General features: G+C 72.3%; 24 protein-coding genes and 1 tRNA gene. 14 read left to right on the top strand and 11 right to left on the bottom strand.

Annotation, left to right across the window (positions count from 1 at the left end):
• Positions 1 to 139 precede the first annotated feature (139 nt).
• The gene (locus tag IE97_RS0132550) at positions 140 to 748 is read right to left on the bottom strand and encodes a TetR/AcrR family transcriptional regulator (protein WP_030248554.1); all 609 of its coding nucleotides are present in this window, start codon (positions 746 to 748) and stop codon (positions 140 to 142) included.
• 75 nt (positions 749 to 823) lie between these two features.
• The gene (locus IE97_RS0132545) at positions 824 to 2,002 is read right to left on the bottom strand and encodes a glutamate dehydrogenase (protein WP_030248551.1); all 1,179 of its coding nucleotides are present in this window, start codon (positions 2,000 to 2,002) and stop codon (positions 824 to 826) included.
• Between the two features lie 135 nt (positions 2,003 to 2,137).
• Here IE97_RS0132545 and IE97_RS0132540 point away from each other — a divergent pair, with 135 nt between their 5' ends.
• The 13 genes from IE97_RS0132540 to IE97_RS0132480 all read left to right on the top strand — a co-directional run bounded on the left by IE97_RS0132540 (position 2,138) and on the right by IE97_RS0132480 (position 13,267).
• Complete coding sequence (locus IE97_RS0132540; RefSeq protein WP_030248548.1) at positions 2,138 to 3,403, top strand: MBL fold metallo-hydrolase; 1,266 nt, start codon at positions 2,138 to 2,140, stop codon at positions 3,401 to 3,403.
• 530 nt (positions 3,404 to 3,933) lie between these two features.
• The gene (locus IE97_RS0132535) at positions 3,934 to 6,000 is read left to right on the top strand and encodes an ATP-binding protein (RefSeq protein ID WP_030248546.1); all 2,067 of its coding nucleotides are present in this window, start codon (positions 3,934 to 3,936) and stop codon (positions 5,998 to 6,000) included.
• Between the two features lie 92 nt (positions 6,001 to 6,092).
• Positions 6,093 to 6,527: a roadblock/LC7 domain-containing protein gene (locus tag IE97_RS0132530; protein ID WP_030248543.1), complete on the top strand. Its 435-nt coding sequence runs from the start codon at positions 6,093 to 6,095 to the stop codon at positions 6,525 to 6,527.
• 2 nt (positions 6,528 to 6,529) lie between these two features.
• Positions 6,530 to 6,901, top strand: coding sequence for a DUF742 domain-containing protein (locus tag IE97_RS0132525; RefSeq protein ID WP_030248540.1), 372 nt, complete (start codon positions 6,530 to 6,532; stop codon positions 6,899 to 6,901).
• Positions 6,879 to 7,508, top strand: coding sequence for a GTP-binding protein (locus IE97_RS0132520; RefSeq protein WP_030248538.1), 630 nt, complete (start codon positions 6,879 to 6,881; stop codon positions 7,506 to 7,508). Before IE97_RS0132525 ends, IE97_RS0132520 begins: the two co-directional genes overlap by 23 nt.
• 61 nt (positions 7,509 to 7,569) lie before the next feature.
• A complete protein-coding gene (locus IE97_RS0132515) occupies positions 7,570 to 8,142 on the top strand; it encodes a GAF domain-containing protein (RefSeq protein WP_030248535.1) in 573 nt (190 codons plus the stop codon).
• Between the two features lie 181 nt (positions 8,143 to 8,323).
• Positions 8,324 to 9,352 carry an L-threonine 3-dehydrogenase gene (gene tdh / locus IE97_RS0132510; RefSeq protein ID WP_030248532.1) on the top strand — a complete coding sequence of 343 codons (1,029 nt, stop codon included), beginning with the start codon at positions 8,324 to 8,326 and terminating at the stop codon, positions 9,350 to 9,352.
• Between the two features lie 35 nt (positions 9,353 to 9,387).
• On the top strand, positions 9,388 to 10,581 hold the full coding sequence (locus IE97_RS0132505) for a glycine C-acetyltransferase (RefSeq protein ID WP_030248529.1): 1,194 nt from the start codon (positions 9,388 to 9,390) through the stop codon (positions 10,579 to 10,581).
• Between the two features lie 31 nt (positions 10,582 to 10,612).
• Positions 10,613 to 11,536: a LysR family transcriptional regulator gene (locus tag IE97_RS0132500; RefSeq protein WP_030248526.1), complete on the top strand. Its 924-nt coding sequence runs from the start codon at positions 10,613 to 10,615 to the stop codon at positions 11,534 to 11,536.
• Positions 11,537 to 11,582: 46 nt separating this feature from the next.
• Positions 11,583 to 12,155 carry a helix-turn-helix domain-containing protein gene (locus IE97_RS0132495; protein WP_030248524.1) on the top strand — a complete coding sequence of 191 codons (573 nt, stop codon included), beginning with the start codon at positions 11,583 to 11,585 and terminating at the stop codon, positions 12,153 to 12,155.
• On the top strand, positions 12,152 to 12,679 hold the full coding sequence (locus IE97_RS0132490) for a GNAT family N-acetyltransferase (protein WP_030248522.1): 528 nt from the start codon (positions 12,152 to 12,154) through the stop codon (positions 12,677 to 12,679). The genes IE97_RS0132495 and IE97_RS0132490 overlap by 4 nt, the downstream gene beginning before the upstream one ends.
• A 30-nt stretch (positions 12,680 to 12,709) precedes the next feature.
• Positions 12,710 to 13,066: an MmcQ/YjbR family DNA-binding protein gene (locus IE97_RS0132485; protein WP_030248519.1), complete on the top strand. Its 357-nt coding sequence runs from the start codon at positions 12,710 to 12,712 to the stop codon at positions 13,064 to 13,066.
• A gap of 127 nt (positions 13,067 to 13,193) precedes the next feature.
• Positions 13,194 to 13,267: transfer RNA gene (locus tag IE97_RS0132480), tRNA-Pro, on the top strand.
• A 152-nt stretch (positions 13,268 to 13,419) separates the two neighbouring features.
• Here IE97_RS0132480 and IE97_RS0132475 read toward each other — a convergent pair.
• The 9 genes from IE97_RS0132475 to IE97_RS0132430 all read right to left on the bottom strand — a co-directional run bounded on the left by IE97_RS0132475 (position 13,420) and on the right by IE97_RS0132430 (position 20,479).
• A complete protein-coding gene (locus IE97_RS0132475; RefSeq protein WP_030248517.1) occupies positions 13,420 to 13,947 on the bottom strand; it encodes an NUDIX hydrolase family protein in 528 nt (175 codons plus the stop codon).
• Positions 13,948 to 14,031: 84 nt separating this feature from the next.
• The gene (locus tag IE97_RS0132470; RefSeq protein ID WP_051705211.1) at positions 14,032 to 15,138 is read right to left on the bottom strand and encodes an amidohydrolase family protein; all 1,107 of its coding nucleotides are present in this window, start codon (positions 15,136 to 15,138) and stop codon (positions 14,032 to 14,034) included.
• Between the two features lie 34 nt (positions 15,139 to 15,172).
• Complete coding sequence (locus tag IE97_RS0132465) at positions 15,173 to 16,576, bottom strand: glutamine synthetase family protein (protein ID WP_030248512.1); 1,404 nt, start codon at positions 16,574 to 16,576, stop codon at positions 15,173 to 15,175.
• 78 nt (positions 16,577 to 16,654) lie between these two features.
• Entirely contained in the window at positions 16,655 to 17,467 is an 813-nt protein-coding gene (locus IE97_RS0132460; RefSeq protein WP_030248510.1) for an SAM-dependent methyltransferase, read from the bottom strand.
• A gap of 140 nt (positions 17,468 to 17,607) precedes the next feature.
• Entirely contained in the window at positions 17,608 to 18,438 is an 831-nt protein-coding gene (locus IE97_RS0132455; RefSeq protein WP_030248508.1) for a hypothetical protein, read from the bottom strand.
• A 279-nt stretch (positions 18,439 to 18,717) separates the two neighbouring features.
• On the bottom strand, positions 18,718 to 19,365 hold the full coding sequence (locus IE97_RS0132445) for an endonuclease (RefSeq protein ID WP_030248507.1): 648 nt from the start codon (positions 19,363 to 19,365) through the stop codon (positions 18,718 to 18,720).
• A 2-nt stretch (positions 19,366 to 19,367) separates the two neighbouring features.
• Positions 19,368 to 19,712 carry a DUF3140 domain-containing protein gene (locus tag IE97_RS0132440; protein WP_030248505.1) on the bottom strand — a complete coding sequence of 115 codons (345 nt, stop codon included), beginning with the start codon at positions 19,710 to 19,712 and terminating at the stop codon, positions 19,368 to 19,370.
• 30 nt (positions 19,713 to 19,742) lie between these two features.
• Positions 19,743 to 20,225 carry a Dps family protein gene (locus tag IE97_RS0132435; RefSeq protein WP_030248502.1) on the bottom strand — a complete coding sequence of 161 codons (483 nt, stop codon included), beginning with the start codon at positions 20,223 to 20,225 and terminating at the stop codon, positions 19,743 to 19,745.
• Entirely contained in the window at positions 20,222 to 20,479 is a 258-nt protein-coding gene (locus IE97_RS0132430) for a WhiB family transcriptional regulator (RefSeq protein WP_030248499.1), read from the bottom strand. The genes IE97_RS0132435 and IE97_RS0132430 overlap by 4 nt, the downstream gene beginning before the upstream one ends.
• A gap of 183 nt (positions 20,480 to 20,662) precedes the next feature.
• Here IE97_RS0132430 and IE97_RS0132425 point away from each other — a divergent pair, with 183 nt between their 5' ends.
• Positions 20,663 to 21,850: a thiolase family protein gene (locus tag IE97_RS0132425; protein WP_030248497.1), complete on the top strand. Its 1,188-nt coding sequence runs from the start codon at positions 20,663 to 20,665 to the stop codon at positions 21,848 to 21,850.
• Positions 21,851 to 21,930 lie beyond the last annotated feature (80 nt).

Below are 21,930 nucleotides of genomic sequence, written 5' to 3'. Positions count from 1 at the left end.
CTGCGGGCAGTCGTGCCGCTGGGGCGATGGGGGTCCCCCCTGCTCGAGCGAAGCCGAGAGCTTGGGGGAGGGTGGGCGCAGCGGCACCCCGCAGCGCCGGGTTGCGCAACGCCCCGCCCCAGCACCAACGCCGGGTGGGTCAAGTCAACATGTGGGACTCCAGACACAGTTCACGAGAGAGGGCCTCCTCCACCCACTCCTGCGCCCGCGCCCGCGCCACCGCGCCCTCGTAGGACGTCAGCTGGACGGCCAGGCCGTCGAGAAGGGCCGTGAGACGCAGGGCCGTCCCGTGCGGGTCGGGGCAGTGGAACTCGCCGGCGGCCACGCCCTCCGCGATGACCTCCGCGAGGGCCGCCTTCCACTGCCTGTCGAGGTCCTGGGTGACCTCCCGCAGCGCGGGCTCGCGCAGTGCCGCCGCCCAGCCCTCGATCCACAGCCGCCAGCCCTTGGCCTGGCCGCTCGGGGCGTACCAGCGTACGGCCGATCGCAGTCGGCGCAGCGCCGTCGTGCGGCGGCCGAGCAGTTTGCGCAGATGTGCGAGGTCGCCCTCGGCTGCATGCCGGAACGCGGCGGCGACCAGCTGCTCCTTCGTCGAGAAGTGATAGAGCACCAGGGCGTTGCTCACACCCAGCGCCGAGGCCACGTCGGCGATCCTGACCGCCGCCACACCCCGGGACTCGATCTGCGCGACGGCGGCGCGCAGCAGCTCCTCCCGCCGTTCCGCCACGCTCAACCGGACCCTCGTCACGCCGTCACCCTACACACGTGCGAGCGGCCCCTTGACGGGGCGATCCGGCCGGTCCGGCACAGTCCGGGCGGCGCCTCAGCGATACCAGCCGAACCGGTCCGCCAGCTCCGGCAGCCGGTCCGCGACGATCGCGTGGGCGGCGGCCCGTGGTGTGGTGCCGTCGGCCTGCGCACGGACCAGCATCCGCTCGGCCAGGGCCCGCATCGAGCGGCGGATGTGCGTAAACGCCTCCTCCGCGTCGGCGCCGATGTCCCCGAACAGCGACCACCACCACCAGGCGTTCGTCCCGGAGTTGACCACGACGTCCGGCAGCACGGTCACCCCGCGTTCGGTCAGCAGCCGCTCGGCCTCGGGCCGTACGGGCATGTTGGCCGCCTCGACGACCCAGCGGGCGGTGATCCGCTCCTGGTTGCCGGCGTCGATCGCGTACGAGACGGCCGCGGGCACCAGGACGTCCGCGTCGGCCGACAGCCAGTCCTCGCCCGGCAGTTCGCGGTCGCCGGGCCGCAGGCGGGAGCGGTCCACGGTGCCATGGGCGTCCCGCGCGGTGAGCAGCGCCTCGACGTCGAGGCCCGCGGGATTGGCGATCGTGCCCTTGATGTCCGCCACAGCCACGACGGTGAGCCCCGCGCGTGCGAGGAAGCGTGCGGTGGCCCCGCCCATGGTGCCGAGCCCCTGGAGGGCGACCCGTGTCCCCGCGTACGGCACGCCGGCTCGGTCGAGAGTGGTGAGGACCGCCTCGGCCACACCGCAGCCGCCGGCCAGCTCGTCCAGCCCGATGCCGTCCACCTCGACGGCGAAAGCGTCCCGGAGGCGCCGCCGCGCCTCGGCCTCGTCGTCGAGCAGCGGATACACGGCCTGGATGGAGGAGACCAGCCCTGCCTCGGCCGCGGCCCGGTCCACCAGGTCCTGGGTGAGGCCGAGGTCCTCGCCGGTCGTCCACATGTTCTCGATGTGGGGTCGCATGGCGCGCAGGTAGCGCACCAGCAGCGGGTATGCCTCGGGATCCCTCGGGTCGCAGTCGATGCCGCCCTTGGCGCCGCCGAGCGGGATGTAGCGGCTGTCGGGGTCGTAGTGCAGGGCCTCTTTCATGGTCATGCCACGGGCCAGGCCGGTGACCTCCTCCAGGGTGCATCCCGCCCGCATCCGCAGACCGCCGCTGGCGACGCCGCGCACCAGCCGGTCGACGACCAGGAAGCCCTGGTGGCCGGTGAGATGGTCGGTCCACGTGAGGGACAACAGGGGGTCGGCCATGCGGGGCTCCTTCGCCGGGTTACTGAATCGCCGGTCAGTATGACCCTTCGAGGCCTTCGGTGGGACACCTGTCCCCGGTGTTGTCGGAGGGGCCGACCATAATGGAAAGCCTGACCGACTCCACCTGGAGGTACCGTGGCCGGTTTCCGTTCCCTGAGCTCCGGGCTCCGTGCGCTGCGGCCCGGGGCGTTCGGCGCGGACCCAGGCGGTGAGCGCATGGCGCGCATCCGCAGATCGCCCCATTTCAAGGACGGGGTCTTCCAGAACCCCGGCGGCCCCGCGCGCACGCGGCCCGCGGGCTCGACCCTGGACTTCGCGAAGGTCTTCTTCGACAAGGAGACCCGGCCCCGGCGTTCCCCGAAGGGCACGGTGCCGGTGCACGCCACCACGCTCGCCGACCTCGCCCGGCCCCCGGCCACGGGGCTGCGACTGACCTGGCTGGGGCACTCCAGCGTGCTCGCCGAGATCGACGGCAAACGGGTCTTGTTCGACCCGGTGTGGGGCGAGCGCTGCTCCCCGTTCTCCTTCGCGGGCCCCAAGCGGCTGCACCCGGTGCCGCTGCCGCTGGCCGCGCTCGGCCCGGTCGACGTCGTGGTCATCTCGCACGACCACTACGACCACCTGGACATGCCCACCATCAAGGCCCTGGCCGGCACGGACACGCTGTTCGCCGTGCCGCTCGGCGTCGGGGCGCACTTCGAGCACTGGGGCGTGGCCGAGAGCCGGCTGCGCGAACTGGACTGGCACGAGACCACGAAGATCGACGGCGTCGCCCTGACCGCCACTCCCGCCCGGCACTTCTGCGGCCGAGGACTGCGCAACACCCAGCACACCCTGTGGTCCTCCTGGGCCGTCGCCGGTGAGCAGCACCGGATCTACCACAGTGGCGACACCGGCTACTTCGAGGGCTTCAGAGAGATCGGCGCCGAGCACGGGCCGTTCGACGCCACGATGATCCAGATCGGCGCGTACTCCGACTTCTGGCCCGACATCCACATGACGCCCGAGGAGGGTATGCGCGCCCACCTCGACCTCCAGGGCGGGCCGGAGCACGGCCTGATGCTGCCGATCCACTGGGCCACGTTCAACCTGGCCACGCACCCGTGGGCGGAGCCCGGCGAGGGGACGATCGCGGCCGCCGGTGCGATGGGGTCCCGGATCGCCCTGCCCCGCCCCGGCGAGCCTTTCGAGCCCACGGCCGGGACCGTGCCGTCCGAGCCGTGGTGGCGCGGGGTGGCCCTCGCCCCGGTGGGTGGCTTTCCGGCTGGGGAAGCCCTGGCCGACGCGGCGATCAAGACCGCCTCTGACGCCGCAGCCGTGGCCCAGGCCGATACGGTGAGTGATGAAAGTCGAAGGACGGGCCGGGGTGCGGAGGGCACGGAGACGTTCCCGGCGAGCTGACCCGGAGCGGTCGACGGGCGGACGGCGAGGGCCGGGGAGCGAGGGGCTCCCCGGCCCTCGCCTTCTGTGTGTGACCGCTTCTGACCAGGTCGTATCGAACTGTTTTCGTTGACGGTCGGCTGTGTGAGGGGGATATCGGTCTGTCGTGCGAGACCTCATACCAGAGCAGGACGCTTGCCGTATGAGTTTGTCAACTGCCCACCGCACATGATGCGCTGGCGACTACTGTCAGTGGCCGTCGGGAAACAGACGGACCAGGGAGTGGGGACCGGCACGTGCAGGCGCAAGGCGGACCAGGGAGTCGACGCGAGGGGGATCCCCGCTGTCCGCGCACCACCGACGCCGAGCCGGACACCGCCATGGAATCCGGCCCCGGGGCACAGACGGAGTCCGGCCGCGCCGGGGCGGCGCGCGAGCGAGGCGGGGCGCCGCGGTCGGCTCGGGGGGTGCGGAAGCGGCCGCGTGAGCCCGGCCGCACCATCGCAAGCCCCCTTGGCACCCAGGCCCGACGGACCAGTACGAGGACATCGATGGCTCACCTCCGTGCTCAGGCCGCCCGTACAGACCGCCGTGAGGGCGGGCGGCACGGGCGCCCGGCCGCCCGCACCGCGCTCGCGCTGCCCGAGACCCACATAGGGCCCCAGCTGCTGCGGATCGCCGTGCTGCCACCCGTCGCCGTCGCCCTCAGCGGCTGTGCGGCCGTCCTCTTCGCCGTCCGGTCCACCGGAGTGCGCCCCGGCCTCACGCTGTGGGCCGTGCTCGCCGGGGCGGTCTCGGTGACCCTGGTCGGCATCGTCGTCGCGGCGGTGGCCGCCAACCGCGCCGCCAGGTCCCTGCACGACCGCATCGGCGTCCTGCGCCGCACCACCGCGCGGCGCGAGGCCGATCTGCGTGCCCTGGTCGAGACACTGCGCCGCGGCGACGGACCGCCACAGCACAGCCCCCGGAACCCGCCCGGCGGCACCGCTGAGGACGCCGACGACGTCGAACTCCTCGCCGCCGACCTGGCCGGTGCGCACGACAGCGCCGTCACCGCCGTCGTCCAGGCCTCGCAGCTCTCCAGCCAGACGGGAAGCGAGCAGAAGCTCGACGTTTTCGTCAATCTCGCCCGGCGCCTGCAGTCACTGGTGCACCGGGAGATCTCCCTTCTCGACGAGCTCGAGAACGAGATGGAGGACCCCGAGCTGCTCAAGGGCCTCTTCCACGTCGACCACCTCGCCACCCGCATCCGCCGCCACGCCGAGAACCTCGCCGTGCTCGGCGGAGCGGCCTCCCGCCGTCAGTGGAGCAACCCGGTCCCCATGACCGAGGTGCTGCGCTCGGCCATCGCCGAGGTCGAGCAGTACTCCCGGGTCAAGCTGGTGCCGCCGATCGACGGCACCCTGCGCGGGCACGCCGTGGCCGACGTCATCCACCTGCTGGCCGAACTCGTCGAGAACGCCACGCTGTTCTCCGCCCCGCACACCCAGGTCCTGCTGCGCGCCAACCTCGTCACCTCCGGGCTCGCCGTCGAGGTCGAGGACCGGGGACTCGGCATGCCCCTGGAGGAGCAGACACGGATGAACGCGCTGCTCGCCGACCCCGACCAGGTGAACGTCGCGCGGCTCCTCGCGGACGGCCGCATCGGGCTGTTCGTCGTCTCGCAGCTGGCCCGGCGGCACGGCATCACCGTCCGCCTCCAGACCAACATCTACGGCGGTGTGCAGGCGGTGCTCGTCGTGCCGCAGGCGCTGCTGGGATCGGAGGCGCAGGCGGAGTCCGGGGGCGGGGCTGGCCTGCCGGAGGGCGGGGCGACGGGTTCGGAACATCCGGTGGTGCGGCAGCTCGGGCAGCCTGAGCGTGACGGGCAGCCCGGGCATGACGGGCCGCACGGGCAGCACGGTCAGGGGCGCCAGGAGGGTGCCAGGCCGGACGGGCCGCTCGGGGTCGCCCCCGAGTCCCCCATGGCGCCCGTGCTCCACTTTCCGTCCGCGTCGGTGCCCGCGTCCGGCTCACCGTCGTCGGCCCCGCTCGCGGCAACGGCCGCACCCGCTGAGTACCGGCAGGAAGCCCAACGGGCCCCGGAGGAAACCCCGACCAACGGCCGGCCCGCGCCCCTGCCCGTGCGCGGCACCCGCAGGGAGCGTCCCAACCCGGCCGAGGCGAGGCCCGGCATCCGGCCCGACGACCGGCAGGTCCTCGCCGAGCACGTGACCGGGCCCCCCGCCCCCCGCAACCACGCCGTGCGCGGCACCATGGGTAAGCCCCAACTGCCCCGCCGCCGCGCCCAGGAGCACATCGCGCCCCAGTTGCGTGACGGCCCGGCGCCCCGCCAGGAATCCGATCACCTCGTGGGCCACGACCCCGGTCTGATGGCGGCCTTCCAGCGCGGCATCAGCCTCGCCGAGGCCCAGCAGCACCTGGAGAACGAGAACACGGCGTGGGGCGACGCGCAGGCGGCACACACAGAGCCAGCGCACATGGAGCCAGCGCACATGGAGTCCGCGCACAGCGACCGGACGTCCGTGCCGCCGATACACCTCGACTCGCTCCCCACCGAGCGGTCCTCGTCCGACCACACCGGCACCCGGCACGACGGGAGCACACCCGCCGGATGACCACTCCCGTTGCCCGTCCCACACACAGCTCCACCCCCCGTTCCACCCCCAGCGCTCCCACAGACCTTCGTACCCCAAGGAGTCGATCCACCATGGCGAGCGATGCGCCGACCGCCCACGTATCCGATCTCGACTGGCTGATGAGCGGTCTCGTGCAGCGCGTACCGCACACGACCGCCGCCGTACTCCTGTCGTGCGACGGACTCGTGAAGTCCGTGCACGGCCTCGACCCGGACAGCGCCGACCACATGGCCGCCCTGGCATCCGGCCTGTACTCCCTCGGCCGCAGCGCCGGCGTCCGCTTCGGCGACGGCGGCGACGTACGGCAGGTCGTGGTCGAACTCGACTCGACGCTGCTGTTCGTCACCACGGCCGGCTCCGGCACCTGTCTGGCCGTGCTCGCCGGCCGCGACGCCGACGCGGCGGTGCTCGGCTACGAGATGGCGATGCTGGTCAAGAGCGTCCGACCGTACCTGGTGACCGCTCCCCGCCAGCAGTCCGTCGAATCCCCGGCGATGAGGCCTTGAGCGTGGCGGCGGCCGGCGACGGGCCCTGGCTCGACGACGCGGCCGGGCGGCTGGTGCGCCCGTTCACGGTCAGCAACGGCCGTACCCGTCCGACCGTCGCGCTCGACCTGATGTCGCAGCTGATGGCCACCGGGGCGACCCCCCTCGGCTATCTCGGCCCCGAGCACGCGCAGGCGCTCGACCTGTGCCGCGCGCCCGTCCCGGTCGCCGAGATCGCCGCACATCTGAAACTGCCGGTGGCCGTCACCAAGGTGCTGCTGGCGGACCTCGTCGACTGCGGGGCGCTGACCACCAAGCCCCCCGCGTTCCACCACAACCCGACGGACCGGGCCCTTCTGGAGGCAGTGCTCGATGGACTACGACGACAGCTCTGACTACGCCGACGGGCCCGGCCACGGCTCAGACCCGTTCCCCACCGCACTGAAGATCCTGGTGGCGGGCGGGTTCGGCGTGGGCAAGACGACCTTCGTCGGCGCGGTCAGCGAGATCGCGCCGCTCAGCACGGAGGAGCTGCTCACCACCGTCAGTGCCGCGACCGACAACCTCGACGGCATCGAGAACAAGGTCGAGACGACCGTGGCCATGGACTTCGGCCGTATCACGCTCGACCGGGAACACGTGCTCTACCTGTTCGGCACCCCCGGCCAGGAGCGGTTCTGGTTCATGTGGGACGAGTTGTGCGCCGGCGCGCTCGGGGCGGTCATCCTCGCCGACACCCGCCGCCTGCAGGAGTGCTTCGCGGCCGTCGACTTCTTCGAGCAGCGCGGTCTCGAATTCATCGTGGCCGTCAACGAGTTCGACGGCGCCTACCGCTACGACCCCGAGGAGGTGCGAGCCGCCCTCGATCTGACCGAGGACATCCCCGTCGTCTGCTGCGACGCCCGGATCTCCAGTTCGGGAGTCCAGACCCTGCTGACCCTCGTGCGCCACCTCATCGCCCACACGCCCGCCCCCACGACGGGGTACGGCGCCCACATGTGACATCCCAACACCGCCCAGGGAGCCCATATATGACACTTGTCTACAGCGCAGGAGTACGCCCATGAGCTACGACCCGCCCCGCCCGGCCGGTCGTCTGCTGCTCACCCCCGAGGACAAGGAGGCTCCCGCGCGTCTTCGCCGCCTGCGCGGACTGGGCCTCGGGGAGCGCCCCGAACCCGCGCTCGACGCCTTCGCCCACCGCCTCGCCGAGCTCACCGGGGCGCCCTACGCCATGGTCAACTTCCCGCACGAACAGGGGCAGTTCTACGCGGGCCTGCACGTCCCGGCCGTCGCGCCGGTCGTGCGAAGCGACGGCACCCGCCCGCGGTTCGGCCGGGCCCTGCCCCGCGACCATGGTTTCTGCCCCCACGTGGTGGCGCGCCGCAAGGCACTTGTCCTGGAGGACGTTCGCGACTACCCGCGGTTCGCGGGCAATCCGGTGGTCGACGAGTTCGGCATCCGTTCCTATCTCGGGGCGCCACTCGTCGACGGCACGGGCCTCGTGCTGGGCACGGTCAGCGTCGCCGACGTCGAACCCCGGCCATGGGGAAAACCGGGCCTGACCGCCATCAAGCAGCACGCCGCCCAACTCGTCCCGCACCTGGAGGGCCGGGACGGCCTGCTGCCCTACTGACGCCCGCGTTTCCCCTGTGCCTTCTGGGGGCGTGAAGGAAAGCTGAGGCGGCGCTTAAGAAAACCTCGATGGACCGGGGCGGCCGGCGTGCGGCAGATTGCTGTGCGATTCCACTCCCCTCCCGGCCCGCGGGCTCCTTCGGCATGCCCGGAGCCGGGACTCACCCCCAGGAGCCGTAGCGGTGAAGGCGCTGGTCAAACAGAAGGCGGAGCCCGGACTGTGGCTCGCGGACGTCCCGGAGCCCACCGTCGGGCCCGGCGACGTACTGATCAAGGTGCTGCGCACCGGTATCTGCGGCACCGACCTGCACATCAGGGCCTGGGACGGCTGGGCACGGCAGTCCATTCGCACCCCGCTCGTGATCGGGCACGAGTTCGTCGGCGAGGTCGTGGAGACCGGGCGGGACGTCACCGACATCGGCGTCGGCGACCTGGTGAGCGGCGAGGGGCATCTGGTCTGCGGAAAGTGCCGCAACTGCCTGGCCGGCCGACGGCACCTGTGCCGGGCCACCGTGGGGCTGGGGGTGGGCCGGGACGGGGCGTTCGCCGAGTACGTCGCCCTGCCCGCCGGCAACGTCTGGGTGCACCGGGTGCCCGTCGACCTCGACGTGGCCGCCATCTTCGACCCGTTCGGCAACGCCGTGCACACCGCGCTGTCCTTCCCGCTCGTGGGCGAGGACGTCCTGATCACCGGCGCGGGTCCCATCGGCCTGATGGCCGCCGCGGTCGCCAGGCACGCCGGCGCCCGCAACGTCGTGATCACCGATGTCAGCGAGGAGCGGCTGGAACTGGCCCGCAAGATCGGAGTCAGTCTCGCGCTGAACGTCTCGGACGCCGGCATCGCCGACGGACAGCGCGCCCTCGGACTGCGCGAGGGCTTCGACATCGGCCTGGAGATGTCCGGCCGCCCCGAGGCGCTGCGGGACATGATCGCCAACATGACGCACGGCGGCCGGATCGCGATGCTCGGCCTGCCCGCCGAGGAGTTCGCCGTCGACTGGGCGCGGATCGTCACCTCGATGATCACCGTCAAGGGCATCTACGGCCGCGAGATGTTCGAGACCTGGTACGCGATGTCCGTGCTGCTGGAAGGCGGCCTGGACCTCGCCCCCGTGATCACCGGCCGGTACGGCCACCGCGACTTCGAGGCGGCGTTCGCCGACGCGGCGAGCGGCCGCGGCGGCAAGGTCATCCTCGACTGGACCGCGTGACCCTCCACTTCCGCGAGCATTCTCAGGAGCTTTCCATGTTCGACTCCGTACGCGACGACCTGCGCGCCACCCTCGACGAGATCCGCGCCGCCGGTCTGCACAAGCCCGAGCGCGTCATCGGCAGCCCGCAGTCCGCCACCGTCGACGTCACCGCGGGCGGCCGCCCCGGCGAGGTCCTCAACTTCTGCGCCAACAACTACCTCGGTCTCGCCGACCACCCCGAGGTGATCGCCGCCGCCCACGAGGCCCTGGACCGCTGGGGCTATGGCATGGCCTCCGTCCGCTTCATCTGCGGCACCCAGGAGGTCCACAAGGAGCTGGAGGCGCGGCTGTCGGCGTTCCTCGGCCAGGAGGACACGATCCTGTACTCCTCCTGCTTCGACGCCAACGGCGGCGTCTTCGAGACGCTGCTCGGCCCGGAGGACGCGGTCATCTCCGACGCCCTCAACCACGCGTCGATCATCGACGGCATCCGGCTCTCCAAGGCCCGGCGCCTGCGGTACGCCAACCGCGACCTGGCCGAGCTGGAGGCCCGCCTCAAGGAGGCCTCCGACGCGCGCCGCCGTCTGATCGTCACCGACGGCGTCTTCTCCATGGACGGCTACGTCGCCCCGCTGCGCGAGATCTGCGACCTCGCCGACCGCTACGACGCGATGGTCATGGTCGACGACTCGCACGCCGTCGGCTTCGTCGGCCCCGGCGGCCGGGGCACCCCCGAGCTGCACGGCGTCATGGACCGCGTCGACATCATCACCGGCACCCTCGGCAAGGCCCTCGGCGGCGCCTCCGGCGGCTATGTCGCCGCCCGCGCCGAGATCGTCGCCCTGCTGCGTCAGCGCTCCCGGCCGTACCTCTTCTCGAACACGCTCGCCCCGGTGATCGCGGCGGCTTCGCTCAAGGTGCTCGACCTGCTGGAGTCGGCGGACGACCTGCGCGTCCGGCTCGCCGAGAACACGACCCTGTTCCGTGGCCGCATGACCGAGGAGGGCTTCGACGTCCTCCCCGGCGACCACCCCATCGCCCCCGTGATGATCGGCGACGCGGCGGTCGCCGGGCGCATGGCGGAGCTGCTGCTGGAGCGCGGCGTCTACGTGATCGGCTTCTCCTACCCGGTCGTGCCGCAGGGACAGGCCCGGATCCGCGTCCAGCTGTCGGCCGCCCACTCGGCGGACGACGTCCACCGCGCGGTCGACGCCTTCGTGGCCGCCCGGGCGGAGCTGTCCGGCTGAGAGGCACCGGCGACCTGAGAGAATCGGTCGCATGATCGAAGCGCGGCGGCTCCACATCCTCCGTGCGGTGGCCGACCACCGTACGGTGACGGCGGCTGCCGCCGCGCTGTACCTGACCCCGTCGGCCGTCTCCCAGCAGCTCGCCGCGCTGGAGCAGGAGACCGGGCACCGGCTCGTCGAGCGCGGCGCCAAGGGCGTGCGGCTCACCCCCGCCGGCGAGATCCTGCTCAACCACACCAACGCGGTCCTCGCCCAGCTGGAGCGGGCCGAGGCCGAGCTCGCCGCCTACAGTTCGGGCGCGGCCGGCACGGTCACGGTCGCCTCCTTCGCGACCGGTATCGCCCTGGTCGTGGCGCCCGCGGTGGCCCGCCTCGCCGAGTCGGCGCCGGGTATCCGCATCCGCGTCCAGGACGCCGAGGGCGACGCCAGTCTGCCGATGGTCCTGGACCGCCAAGTCGATGTCGCCGTCGCCGTCGAGTACCGGGGCGCTCCGCCCGCCGACGACCCGCGACTGGCCCACGTACCGCTGTACGCCGAGCCCTTCGACGCGGTCGTCCCGGTCAGCCACCGGCTGGCCGACGCGGCGGAGGTCCCGCTCGCCGAACTGGCCAAGGACCCGTGGATCGGCCCGTACCCCGGCAACCCCTGCCATGACGTGGTGGTCCTGGCCTGCGAGAACGCCGGCTTCCAGCCTCGGATGGAGCACTCCTCGGACGATTTCCGCGCGGTCGTGGCCCTCGCCTCGGCCGATGCCGGCGTCGCCCTGGTGCCCCGCTCGGCGCTGCGCGGCATGGATCTCGCCGGAGTGGTCGTCCGCCCTGTCGACGGCACGGCCCCCACCCGGCGCGTCTTCGCCGCCGTACGCCGGGGAGCCGAGCAGCATCCGCTGATCCGCCCGGTACTGGACGCGCTCAGCGGGGCCGCCCAGGCGCAGCCGCTGCCGCTGCCGCTGTGAGAACTCCGCAACCTGGGCGTTTCAAATACGGGATAGCGTCCCGGATATGAGAGTCGACGATGCGGATTCCGTGGACACGCGGCTGGGCGCACGGCTTGCCGGGCTGCGGGCCGAACACGGCTGGTCCCTGGGTGAGCTGGCCGACCGCAGCGGGGTCAGCCGGTCCACCCTGTCCCGGGCCGAGAGGGCGGAGATCAGCCCTACCGCCTCGCTCCTGAACCGCCTGTGCGCCGTCTACGGGCGGACCATGTCCCAGCTGCTCAGCGAGGTCGAGGCCGAACCGGAGCCCGTGGTCAGGGCCACCCACCAGCCCGTGTGGCAGGACCAGGCCTCCGGCTTCGTCCGGCGGTCCGTGTCGCCACCGCACTCCTCGCTGCGCGGCGAACTCGTCGAGGGGCGCCTGACCGCCGGCGCCGACATCACCTACGACCGTCCACCCCTGGCTGGTCTGGAGCAGCACATCTGGATCCTGGAGGGGGCCCTCGACGTGACCGCACAGGACACCGGACATCACCTCACCACCGGCGACTGCCTGCGGATGCGGGTGTGGGGGCCGACCCGGTTCCGGTGTGCCGCTCCCGAGGGTGTGCGGTACCTGCTGGCGGTGGTGCGGCCGTGATCCGTCTGGACGAGACCCTGCTGCTCGAGTACGCCGGAGGGTTGGCGGGCCTGCTGACCGAGACCGTGAACGGTGGCGCCTCGGTGGGTTTCCTCGCCCCGCTCGGCCGCGCGGAGGCGCTCGCCTGGTGGGAGCAGCGGGCCGCCGACGTGGCCGCGGGGCGGCTCGCCGTGTGGGCGGCGCACGACGGGCACCGGGTGCTGGGCACCGTGAGCCTGGCCTTCCCGGACAAGGCCAACAGCCGTCACCGCGCCGAACTGGTCAAGCTCATGGTGCGTCCGGACGCCCGCGGCCGGGGCCTCGGCCGCCGACTGCTGGCAACCGCGGAGGACGCGGCGGCATCCGCCGGGGTCACCCTGCTGCACCTGGACACCGAGACCGGCAGTCCCGCGGAGCGCCTGTACCGGTCCGCCGGCTGGACGCCGATCGGAGCGATCCCCGACTACGCGGCGAGCCCCGCCGGAGAGCTGCGGCCGACGACGATCTACTACAAGCAGGTACCGGCAGGCACTCTCACCAGGTGATTGTCAGTGGCAGCCGATACCGTGCCTGCCATGCCGGATGCCGAAGACGTACGCCGTATCGCCCTGTCCCTGCCGGACACGACCGAGAAGGTCGCCTGGAGCATGCCCACGTTCCGGGTCGCGGGAAAGATGTTCGCGACGCTGCCGGAGGACGAGACGTCCATCGCCGTGCGCTGCCCCAAGGAGGAGCGGGACGAGCTGGTGCTCGCCGAGCCGGAGAAGTTCTGGATCGCCGGTCACGAGGCACAGTTCGCCTGGGTGCGGGCCCGGCTCGACGCGCTGGAGGACGAGGACGAGTTGCGGGACATCCTCGCCGACTCCTGGCGTCAGGCTGCCCCGCCCCGGCTCCTGGAAGCACATCCCGGACTGGGGCTCCCGGTGGACTGAGAGAGAAGGCCCGCGATGCGCTCCGGCCGCGGTCGGCCGCCCGGAAACAGATGCGCGATCACCCGCGCGAGTGCGGTATTGTTTCCCTGCGCGTTCGGCCGGGGGAATCCCCAGGTCAGACGGGCAACGGGACGTGGCGCAGCTTGGTAGCGCACTTGACTGGGGGTCAAGGGGTCGCAGGTTCAAATCCTGTCGTCCCGACAGAAGCGATCAGCGGGTCTGCCGGAAACGGCAGGCCCGCTGCTCTGTCGGGTCGGTCACCGCCGTCCAGGTCGTCGCGCCGACGCAGCACCTCCGGCTCATGGCCGTGCACCCGCATCGGCGGAGGTCCCCTCGTGACCGCCCCGGGGCGCCTAGATCACACAACCCGCGTGCGCCAGCGCCTGCTTGAGCAGCACCCCGTGGCCCCCCGGCATCTCGCTCTGCACGGCCTCCGAGAGCGCCTCCTGCGGGCTGAACCACACCAGGTCGAGCGCGTCCTGCCGGGGCCGGCAGTCGCCCGTCACCGGCACGATGTAGGCGAGGGACACGGCATGCTGGCGGGGATCGTGATACGGCGTGATGCCCTGGGTCGGGAAGTACTCCGCGACCGTGAACGGCTGGAGCGACGCCGGGACGCGGGGCAGGGCGACCGGGCCGAGGTCCTTCTCCAGATGGCGCAGCAGGGCGTCACGGACGCGTTCGTGGTGCAGCACACGGCCGGAGACCAGAGTCCGGCTGACCGTACCGTCGGGTCCGATGCGCAGCAGCAGGCCGACGCTGGTGACTTCGCCGCTGTCGTCGACGCGGACCGGGACGGCCTCCACGTACAGGATCGGCATGCGGGCGCGCGTCATCTCGAGTTCGTCGGAGGACAGCCAGCCGGGCGTGGTTTCGGTCATGTCAGACATTGCTTGATCATACTTTCAGCCGTTCGGACTTCCTGGGTAGCCGCTCCTGGAGAACTGTGACCGGCCACACGTCGTTCAACCGCCTCCCGGGGGGCCGTCCGGCAGCCGGTAGACGCGGACGGCATTGTCCCGCCCGGCCCACCGGGCGAACCGCAGCGCGTCCCGCGGGGACAGTTCGTCGGCGTCCACCCGCTCCTGCAGCAGTCCCGCCAGGCCCTGCCGGAAGGCGAGGGCACCGAGGTGGTAGAACTCGGCCACACCGTAGGCGTCGGAGCTGTACAGCAGTTTGCGGAACGGTGTGATCTCCAGGGCCTCCGCCAGGACCGCCGCGGCCCGGGCGGGGCCGACGTGGTGGAGGGTGAGGCCGACGTCGAAGTACACGTGCTCGAAGACCGCCGACAGGTAGGCGGCCTGACGCTGGTAGGGCCAGCAGTGCAGCAGCAGGACCGGGATCGTCCCGGTGGTCAGGTGCAGCCAGTCCGTGAGCAGGGCCGGGTCGGCCCGGTGCAGCCGGATGTCGCTGTCACCGAACCCGGTGTGCAGCTGGAGCGGCAGACCGAGGTCGACGGCGGTCCACAGCAGGTGCCGCACCAGGACGGGGTCGTCCAGGCGGCCGCCCCCGGGGAGCCAGTGCCGGGCGGCCCCGGTGACCTCCGCGTCCGAGGGGCGGGCCGGGTCCAGGCCGAAGCCCGTGCGGTAGGCCGCCACCGACTTCACGGCGACCACGCCCGGACGCCGCACGGCGTCCAGGGCCGCCGCGCGGAAGGCGTCCGGGTACGCGTCCGGCTCCACGCCCGCCTCCCGTACCGACTCGGCGACGCTCTCCAGCCGTACGACCTCGTACGCCGACCCGCCCGCCGCCTCGGCGACCTCGCCCGGAGCGGTCAGCCGGCCGGGGGAGTAGCCGGTGTCGACGCAGAAGACGTCCGTGCCGGTGGCCCGCAGGAAGCGCCGGTGCACCTCACGCCACCCCAGTTCGAGGCGCCGGGCGAGATACTCCTCGGCGGGCGCGTGCCGCGGCAGGTCCAGCAGGGGAGCGCAGTGGCGGCGCACGGCCACGCCCACGGGGCTGTCGAAGGGGGAGATCCCGGGCCAGGCGTCGCCTTCGGTGAGGAGCGGCTCGAAACCCGCGCGGTCGAGGTCGGCGGTCACCGTGCCGTGGCAGTGGTGATCGACCAGCATCAGGGCGTCGAGCGCCTCGCGGACCGCGCCCACGTCAGTACTTCCAGCGGTAGGCCGCCGCCACCTGGTCGTCGTCCAGCCCGGCCACGGACGCCAGCTCGCCCCGCCGTACGGCGATCACCGCGTCGGCCAGGACCGGGCCGAGCGCCGCCCTCAACGACTCGTCCGCCCGGAACTCCTCCACGGCCCGCTCCAGCGACACCGGCAGCCGACGTACGCCACGGGCTGCCGCCTCCGCCTCGGTCAGCCGCGCCGGGTCCCCGGTGATCTCCTCCGGCAGGGCGGCGGACGACGTCAGGCCGTCGAGGCCGGCGGTGATCAGACAGCCGATCGCGAGGTAGGGGTTGGCGGCCAGGTCGACGGGCTTGATCTCCAGGTTCGCCGCCTGGTCGCGCAGGCCCGCGGTGCCGGTGACGACACGCAGGGCGGTCTCCCGGGTCTCGCGGCCCCAGGCGGTGAACACCCCCGCCCACTGGGAGGGTCTGAGCCGCAGATAGCTGGCGGGGCTCGGCGCCGTCACGGCCGTGAGGCCGGGCATATGGGCGAGGAGGCCGGCCGTGAAGGACTCCGCCCCGGCCGTCATGCCGTACCGGCCTTCGCCCCCGGAGTGCAGATTGACCCCGTCGCGCCAGGCGGAGAGGTGGACGTGCCCGCCGTTGCCGACGCCCTGACCCACGACGGCCGGGGCGAAGGAGACACGCAGCCCGTGCCGTTGGGCCACCGCCCGGACGGTCTGCCGCACCAGCACGCTGCGGTCGGCCGCCGCCACCGGATCGACGGCACCCACCGTGATCTCGAACTGCCCGGCCGCGTACTCGGGATGGACCTGCTCCACGTCGAGCCCCTGGGCCGCGCACGCCGCCAGCAGGTCGGCGGTGTAGCCCCCGAGTTCGACCTGCCGGGCGGCCCCGTACGCGGGACCGGTCGTCGCGGGCACGAACGTGTCGCCGGGCGCGTCGCCGCGGGCCACGGTCCACTCCACCTCCACGGCCGCCTTGAAGTTCAGGCCGTGCCGCTCGGCCGCCTCGGTGACGACCCGGCGCAGGAACGTGCGCGAGCAGCCCGGATGCCGCTCCCCGTCCTGGGTGATCCGGTCGACCGGTGCCCACGCCCAGCCGGGCTGCCCGGCCAGCACCACGAGCTGGTCGAGGTCCGGGTAGAGGCGCAGGTCGCCGTCGGGGGAGCCGAGGACGTTCGTGGTGACGATGGAGTCGTTCGCCAGGAACGTGTCGAACACCGGGGACATGCCGACGCCCCAGGCCGCGGAGGAGGCCAGCCTGGCCGTCGGGACGGTCTTCACCCGGCCGATGCCCGCGGTGTCGACGTAGGACAGCACGACGCCGTGCACGCCGCGTCCGGAGAGTTCGCCGCTCAGCGCGGTGGCCCGCTCGACGTCACCGGGTCGGCCGCCCGGCACCGGATCGGCCAGGGTGGTCATACGCCCTCCTCGACGAAAACGAAGACAGAGACGAAGACAGAGACGAAGACGGATGCGAAGGCAGAGGTGAGAGCCGCGTCAGGGTTTGACAGCCACCGCGCCGTACTGCGGCACCAGCACGGACGCGTCCGCGTCGGCACGCCACTGACCGCACGACACCATGCCCGGCTCCAGCAGTTCGAGGCCCTCGAAGAAGGCGGCGATGTCGGCGCCGCTGCGGGCGGTGATCGGGGGCGTGGCGTTCTCGTTCCAGAACTTCATGGCGGGGATCTGGCCCGCGCCGCCGAGCTCGTCGTCGAAGGTCGGGTGGGTGAGGACCAGACAGCTGCCGGAGGGCACCGCGGCCATCACCCGGCGCACGATCTCCCGGGCCTTCTCGGTGTCCAGGACGAAGTTGAGGATGCCCAGCATCATCACGGCGACGGGCCGGGTGAAGTCGAGGGTATGCCCTGCCCGCTCGAGGATGGCGTCCGGGTCGTGCACGTCGGCGTCGATGTAGGCGGTGACGCCGTCGCGGCTGCCGGTCAGCAGGGTGCGGGCGTGCACCAGCACGATCGGGTCGTTGTCGACGTAGACGATCCGGGAGTCGGGCGCTGTCCGCTGGGCGATCTCGTGCGTGTTGTCCGCCGTGGGCAGTCCCGTGCCGATGTCGAGGAACTGCCGCACTCCGCGCTCACCGGCCAGGAACGACACGGCCCGGCCGAGGAAGTCCCGGTCCGCCCGGGCGATGTCCCGGATGATCGGGAACATGCCGGCGACGTGCTCGCCGACCCGCTGGTCGACCTCGTAGTTGTCCTTGCCGCCGATCCAGTAGTTCCACACGCGCGCGTTGTGCGCCACACCGGTGTTCAGCCGCGCCGAGCCGCTCGTCGGGGTGTGGCTCTCACTCACGTCTCTTCCTCTCCTCGCACGAGCGACCGGAGCCGGCCGTCGCCGCCCCATTGTGCCGCTCCGGTGATCACGCTGTCCCGGGAATCGGCAGAGCCGGCGGGGCCGCCGGCGCGCTGCGGAGGAGAACACCACCGGCCTGACTACTGGACCTCGCTGGGGGCGGGGGAGGGGGTCTTGCCGGCCAGCACGTCGTTCAGTCGCTGGGTGCCGATCCGCACCGCCTGTTCGAGGGAGTCGTGCTCGTCCCCGTGGAGCCCGCCCGCCGTGACCGTGATCGCGTCGTCGCCGACACGTACCGCGGCGACGTCCAGGGTCAGCGTGGCTGCCATGCCCCCGGTGGTGCCCTGCACCGTCACGCGCAGGCCCTCACGGGTGTCGCCCGCTCTGGGCAGCGACGTCTCGATGACCTGGACGGTCCGCTGCTCGCCGTCCTCGGTCATGGTGAACTGGTCGCACTTCTCCGGCAGGGTCGCCATCCAGTCCAGGGACTCCTGCGGGCCGGTCCGGCCGTACGACGCGACCTGGTGCAGCAGGCGCGAGTCGCCCTGCTCGAAGCCGCGCAGCGCGTTCGCTCCCGACGGCTTGCCCAGCAGGTCGTCGTCGAAGAGGGAGTTCATGAGCCGCTGGCAGTCGGCGGCGTCGGCCCGGGCGGTGAGGAAGTCGGAGACGTCGACCGTGCCGATGAGCAGGCCGTCGTGCCACTTCTCGGCTTCCGTGTCCTTCACCTGGGTCCAGTCGTCCTCGATGTCCGCCTCGGTGATCAGCGCGGTCCGGGCGCCGTTCTCGGTGAGGGGGGCGGTGGGCGAGGGGGACGGGGTCTGCCGCTTCCCCGCGGCCTGGGACGCGGTGAGGCCCGAGACGCGTGAACCGTCCTCACCGCCGTCGCCCGAGCAGGCGGTGGTGATCAGCAGGGAGCCCGCGGCCAGAGCGGAGGAGAGAGCGCGGACAAGCCGGGACGGACCACGGGTCATCGCGAGGGCCTCCTGAGAACGTGACGCGACGCGTGTCCTCAGCGCACCATCGGCACGGGCGGCCCACCACCGGCACCGGACTGTTCGGGTGAGGCCCGGGCGGACCGCGGACGCCTCACGCTCCGGCCGGCCGGGCCCCCGCACTCTGGCGTGGAACGCCGCACAGGCGGCTCGCCGCGATGGCGGATGTGGCGGAAGTGGTCGACTTCCTGCTGCGCAACCGGTCGGTGAACGCGGTCGAACTGACCCTCGACGGGGGCTGGTTGCTCCGGTGAGACGTCACCCGGCCCGCCGCAGGGCGTCCTCGGTCACTTCCCTGTCCACCGCCGCCCGCACCAGCGCGGCGGCGAACACGGCCGGGTCCGTCCTCCCGGCCAGTTCGGCCAGGCGCTCCGGGTCCTCCGGCAGCTTCAGCCGCTCGGCGCCCTGCAGCGCCTTGGCGTCCAGGTAGGGGGCGGCCTCCGGCCACACGCCCTGCGCCTCGCGCAGGAAGATGTCGGCGCCGGCCGGTCCCACCCCCGGGAAGTCCTGGAGAAGACTGCGCAGTTCGGAGACCTTGCCGTCGGCCTCCCGTCGTAGCCGGCGCAGGTCCCCGCCCCACCGTTCGTTCAACAGCTCGGCGCCCTCACCGAGCTGGGTGGCCGTACGCTCGTCATAGCGCCGGTAGCCGCCGCGGCCGAGCGCGTCCACCCGCTCCTGCCAGGTCGCCTCGGCCATGCGGCGCGGATCGCGCAGCCCCGCCTCGTGCAGGGCACGGGCGGTGGCCAGCGCGATCGAACCGCGGATGCGGGCACTGAGCAGATGGGACAGCACCAGCAGCCGGTACAGCGGCTGCGGGGTGTCCTTCAGGCGGATGCCCGCCTCGTCCGCGTAGGTCCGGCCGTGCGCGCCGACGAGTTCGCGTACGACGCGTTCCTGCCGGTTCACGGCTACGCCTTCAGCGGATCGTGTCCGACGGTCATCAGCCGGTGCCTGAGACGTGTGTCCTCGGCCGTCACCTCGGGGATCGGCTCGCTCTCCAGATCCACCTGCGAGGTGACCCGGTCCACGACGTTCCGCATCACCCGCAGGTCGTCCTCGGTCAGATCGGTGCGCCGCTTCTGGAGGATCGCCAGGACGTGCTGCCCGGTCTCGGTCCCCGCCTGCTCGGGCAGCGGCTCCGTGTCCTCCTCGGCGTCCCGGGTCCGCAGCCAGGCCGCGAGCTCCTGCGAGGTCATGTTCACCACGCGGTGGAAGTCCTCCCACAGCGCGTCGAGTTCGAGGGCGTCGGTCATGAGGTGCCCCTTCCGTACGTTCGTGCCCGGTCAGCCCTCGCGGGGGAAGTTCTCCGCGTCGAACATCCACCGCTGCTTCTCCAGCTCGGCGGTGATGCTGATCAGCAGGTCCTGGGTGACCGGATCGGCCTTCTCGGTCGCGTCGATGCGCTCGCGCAGCCGGCCGATGGCGTCCTGGAGCGACTCCACCATCACCTGCACGGCGTCCGAGTCACGCACCCAGCCCTCCTTGGGGGCGGGCAGGGTGAAGGTCTTGGCGATGGTCTCGGGCCGGCCGTCCGGCGGGACGCCGAGTGCCGCGGACCGCTCCGCCACCGTGTCGGCGAAGTCCCGCGCGGCGGAGACCACCTCGTCGAGCTGGAGGTGGATCGACCGGAACCGCGGTCCGACGATGTTCCAGTGCGCCTGCTTCCCGGTCAGCGAGAGTCCGAGCAGATCCACCAGCGTGTCCTGGAGTGCCTCGCAGGCAGCCTTCCGGGCCTCGTCGGGCAGTGTGCTGCGCACAGCCGTCATAGGGCGCTTCTCCTTCCCGCGTCTTTCCTCGTCGTCCGGAGCAGTGCGTCGCGCTCCTCCTCGCAGGTGCCGCCCCACACACCGGAGGCCTGACCGTTGCTCAGCGCGTAGCTCAGGCAGTCGTCGGTGACGGGACAGCGCGCGCAGATCCGTTTCGCGGCGTCGACGTCCCGCAGTGCGGGTCCCGTGGTGCCCACGGGGAAGAACAGCTCGGGGTCCTCGTCGACGCAGGCAGCGCTCCGCAACCACTCCATGAACGCGCGGGTGCCCCCGGCCCCCTGGCGCAAACCCGAAGCGGAACGGTGGAAACCGGCCGTCCCGGCCTGCGATAACGCCTCTCCAGGGCCCTCGGACCCCGGAACCTTCCCCGCAGCTCGGCCCAGGGTCTATAGTCCGAAACTAGCGGTGCTAATTAATAAGTGGTGTGAGGAGTCCTCGTGCGTACCGTCCACTTCGCGGCCGCCCGCCGCACCCCGATCGGCAAGCTGCGGGGATCCCTCTCCTCGGTACGCCCCGACGACCTCGCCGCTGCCGTCGTCCGCGCCCTGGTCACCGACGTGCCCACGCTCGACCCGGCCCGCGTCGACGACGTCTACTGGGGCGCCGCCAACCAGGCCGGCGAGGACAACCGCAACGTCGCCCGCATGGCCGCGCTGCTCGCCGGCCTGCCCGATTCGGTGCCCGGCGCCACGGTCAACCGCCTCTGCGCCTCGGGTCTGGAGGCCGTGATGACGGCCGCCCGCACCATCGCCGCCGGCGAGGCCGACATCGTCATCGCGGGCGGCTCCGAGTCGATGAGCCGCGCCCCCTTCGTCCTGCCCCGCCCCGACGAAGCCCTGCCGCACCGTATCGAGACCGCCGACACCCGCCTCGGCTGGCGCCTGGTCAACCCCGCGATGCGGGACCTGCACGGCCTGCTGCCCATGGGCGAGACGGCGGAGGAGGTCGCCGCGCGGTACGGCATCCCGCGCGAACGCCAGGACGACTTCGCGCTGCGCAGCCATCAAAGGGCGGCCCTGGCCCGCAGACACGGCCACTTCGACGACGAACTCCTGCCGGTGGAGCGCGCCGACGGGGTGGTCGTCGACACCGACGAGTGCGTCCGCGAGGACACCTCGTACGAGAAGCTGTCCCGGCTGAAGCCGGTGTTCCGGGAAGGCGGCACGGTCACCGCGGGCAACGCCTCCCCGATGAACGACGGCGCCGCCGGCCTCCTCCTGGTCAGCGAGGAGGCCCTGAACGACCTGAACCTGGAGTCCCTGGGCCGCTACGTCGCCGGCGCATCCGCGGGCGTCCACCCCGACGTCATGGGCATCGGCCCGGTCCCCGCCACCCGCAAGGCCCTGGCCCGCGCCGGCTGGGGCATCGGCGACCTGGAGGAGGCCGAGTTCAACGAGGCGTTCGCGGCCCAGGCCCTGGCCTGCGTCGACGAACTCGGCATCGACCCCGAGCTGGTCAACCCGAGCGGCGGCGCCATCGCCCTCGGCCATCCCCTCGGCTGCTCGGGCGCCCGCATCCTGACGACGCTGCTCCACCGGATGCGGCGTACGGGGGCGGGGCGAGGCCTGGCCACGATGTGTGTCGGGGTGGGGCAAGGAAGCGCGCTCCTGGTCGAGCGGGCGTAGGACGCCGGAGCAGGGCGAACGAAGCAGGGCAACCGCCAGGCGAGACGGCACTGCGCGCCCCGGTTCGTTGCACATAGCAT

The organism is Streptomyces sp. NRRL S-455 (assembly GCF_000717875.1).
Lineage (GTDB): Bacteria > Actinomycetota > Actinomycetes > Streptomycetales > Streptomycetaceae > Streptomyces.
Note: the sequence above shows the minus strand (reverse complement) of the source record. Positions and strands in the feature narration are given on the sequence as shown.

Excerpts from the sequence above, each read along its gene's own strand:
- IE97_RS0132545 (WP_030248551.1), bottom strand. The coding sequence starts at position 2,002 with ATGGCCGACCCCCTGTTGTCCCTCACGTGGACCGACCATCTCACCGGC.
- IE97_RS0132535 (WP_030248546.1), top strand. The coding sequence starts at position 3,934 with ATGGCTCACCTCCGTGCTCAGGCCGCCCGTACAGACCGCCGTGAGGGC.
- IE97_RS0132530 (WP_030248543.1), top strand. The coding sequence starts at position 6,093 with ATGGCGAGCGATGCGCCGACCGCCCACGTATCCGATCTCGACTGGCTG.
- IE97_RS0132520 (WP_030248538.1), top strand. The coding sequence starts at position 6,879 with ATGGACTACGACGACAGCTCTGACTACGCCGACGGGCCCGGCCACGGC.
- IE97_RS0132515 (WP_030248535.1), top strand. The coding sequence starts at position 7,570 with ATGAGCTACGACCCGCCCCGCCCGGCCGGTCGTCTGCTGCTCACCCCC.
- IE97_RS0132505 (WP_030248529.1), top strand. The coding sequence starts at position 9,388 with ATGTTCGACTCCGTACGCGACGACCTGCGCGCCACCCTCGACGAGATC.
- IE97_RS0132500 (WP_030248526.1), top strand. The coding sequence starts at position 10,613 with ATGATCGAAGCGCGGCGGCTCCACATCCTCCGTGCGGTGGCCGACCAC.
- IE97_RS0132495 (WP_030248524.1), top strand. The coding sequence starts at position 11,583 with ATGAGAGTCGACGATGCGGATTCCGTGGACACGCGGCTGGGCGCACGG.
- IE97_RS0132485 (WP_030248519.1), top strand. The coding sequence starts at position 12,710 with ATGCCGGATGCCGAAGACGTACGCCGTATCGCCCTGTCCCTGCCGGAC.
- IE97_RS0132475 (WP_030248517.1), bottom strand. The coding sequence starts at position 13,947 with ATGACCGAAACCACGCCCGGCTGGCTGTCCTCCGACGAACTCGAGATG.
- IE97_RS0132470 (WP_051705211.1), bottom strand. The coding sequence starts at position 15,138 with ATGCTGGTCGATCACCACTGCCACGGCACGGTGACCGCCGACCTCGAC.
- IE97_RS0132465 (WP_030248512.1), bottom strand. The coding sequence starts at position 16,576 with ATGACCACCCTGGCCGATCCGGTGCCGGGCGGCCGACCCGGTGACGTC.
- IE97_RS0132455 (WP_030248508.1), bottom strand. The coding sequence starts at position 18,438 with ATGACCCGTGGTCCGTCCCGGCTTGTCCGCGCTCTCTCCTCCGCTCTG.
- IE97_RS0132440 (WP_030248505.1), bottom strand. The coding sequence starts at position 19,712 with ATGACCGACGCCCTCGAACTCGACGCGCTGTGGGAGGACTTCCACCGC.
- IE97_RS0132435 (WP_030248502.1), bottom strand. The coding sequence starts at position 20,225 with ATGACGGCTGTGCGCAGCACACTGCCCGACGAGGCCCGGAAGGCTGCC.
- IE97_RS0132430 (WP_030248499.1), bottom strand. The coding sequence starts at position 20,479 with ATGGAGTGGTTGCGGAGCGCTGCCTGCGTCGACGAGGACCCCGAGCTG.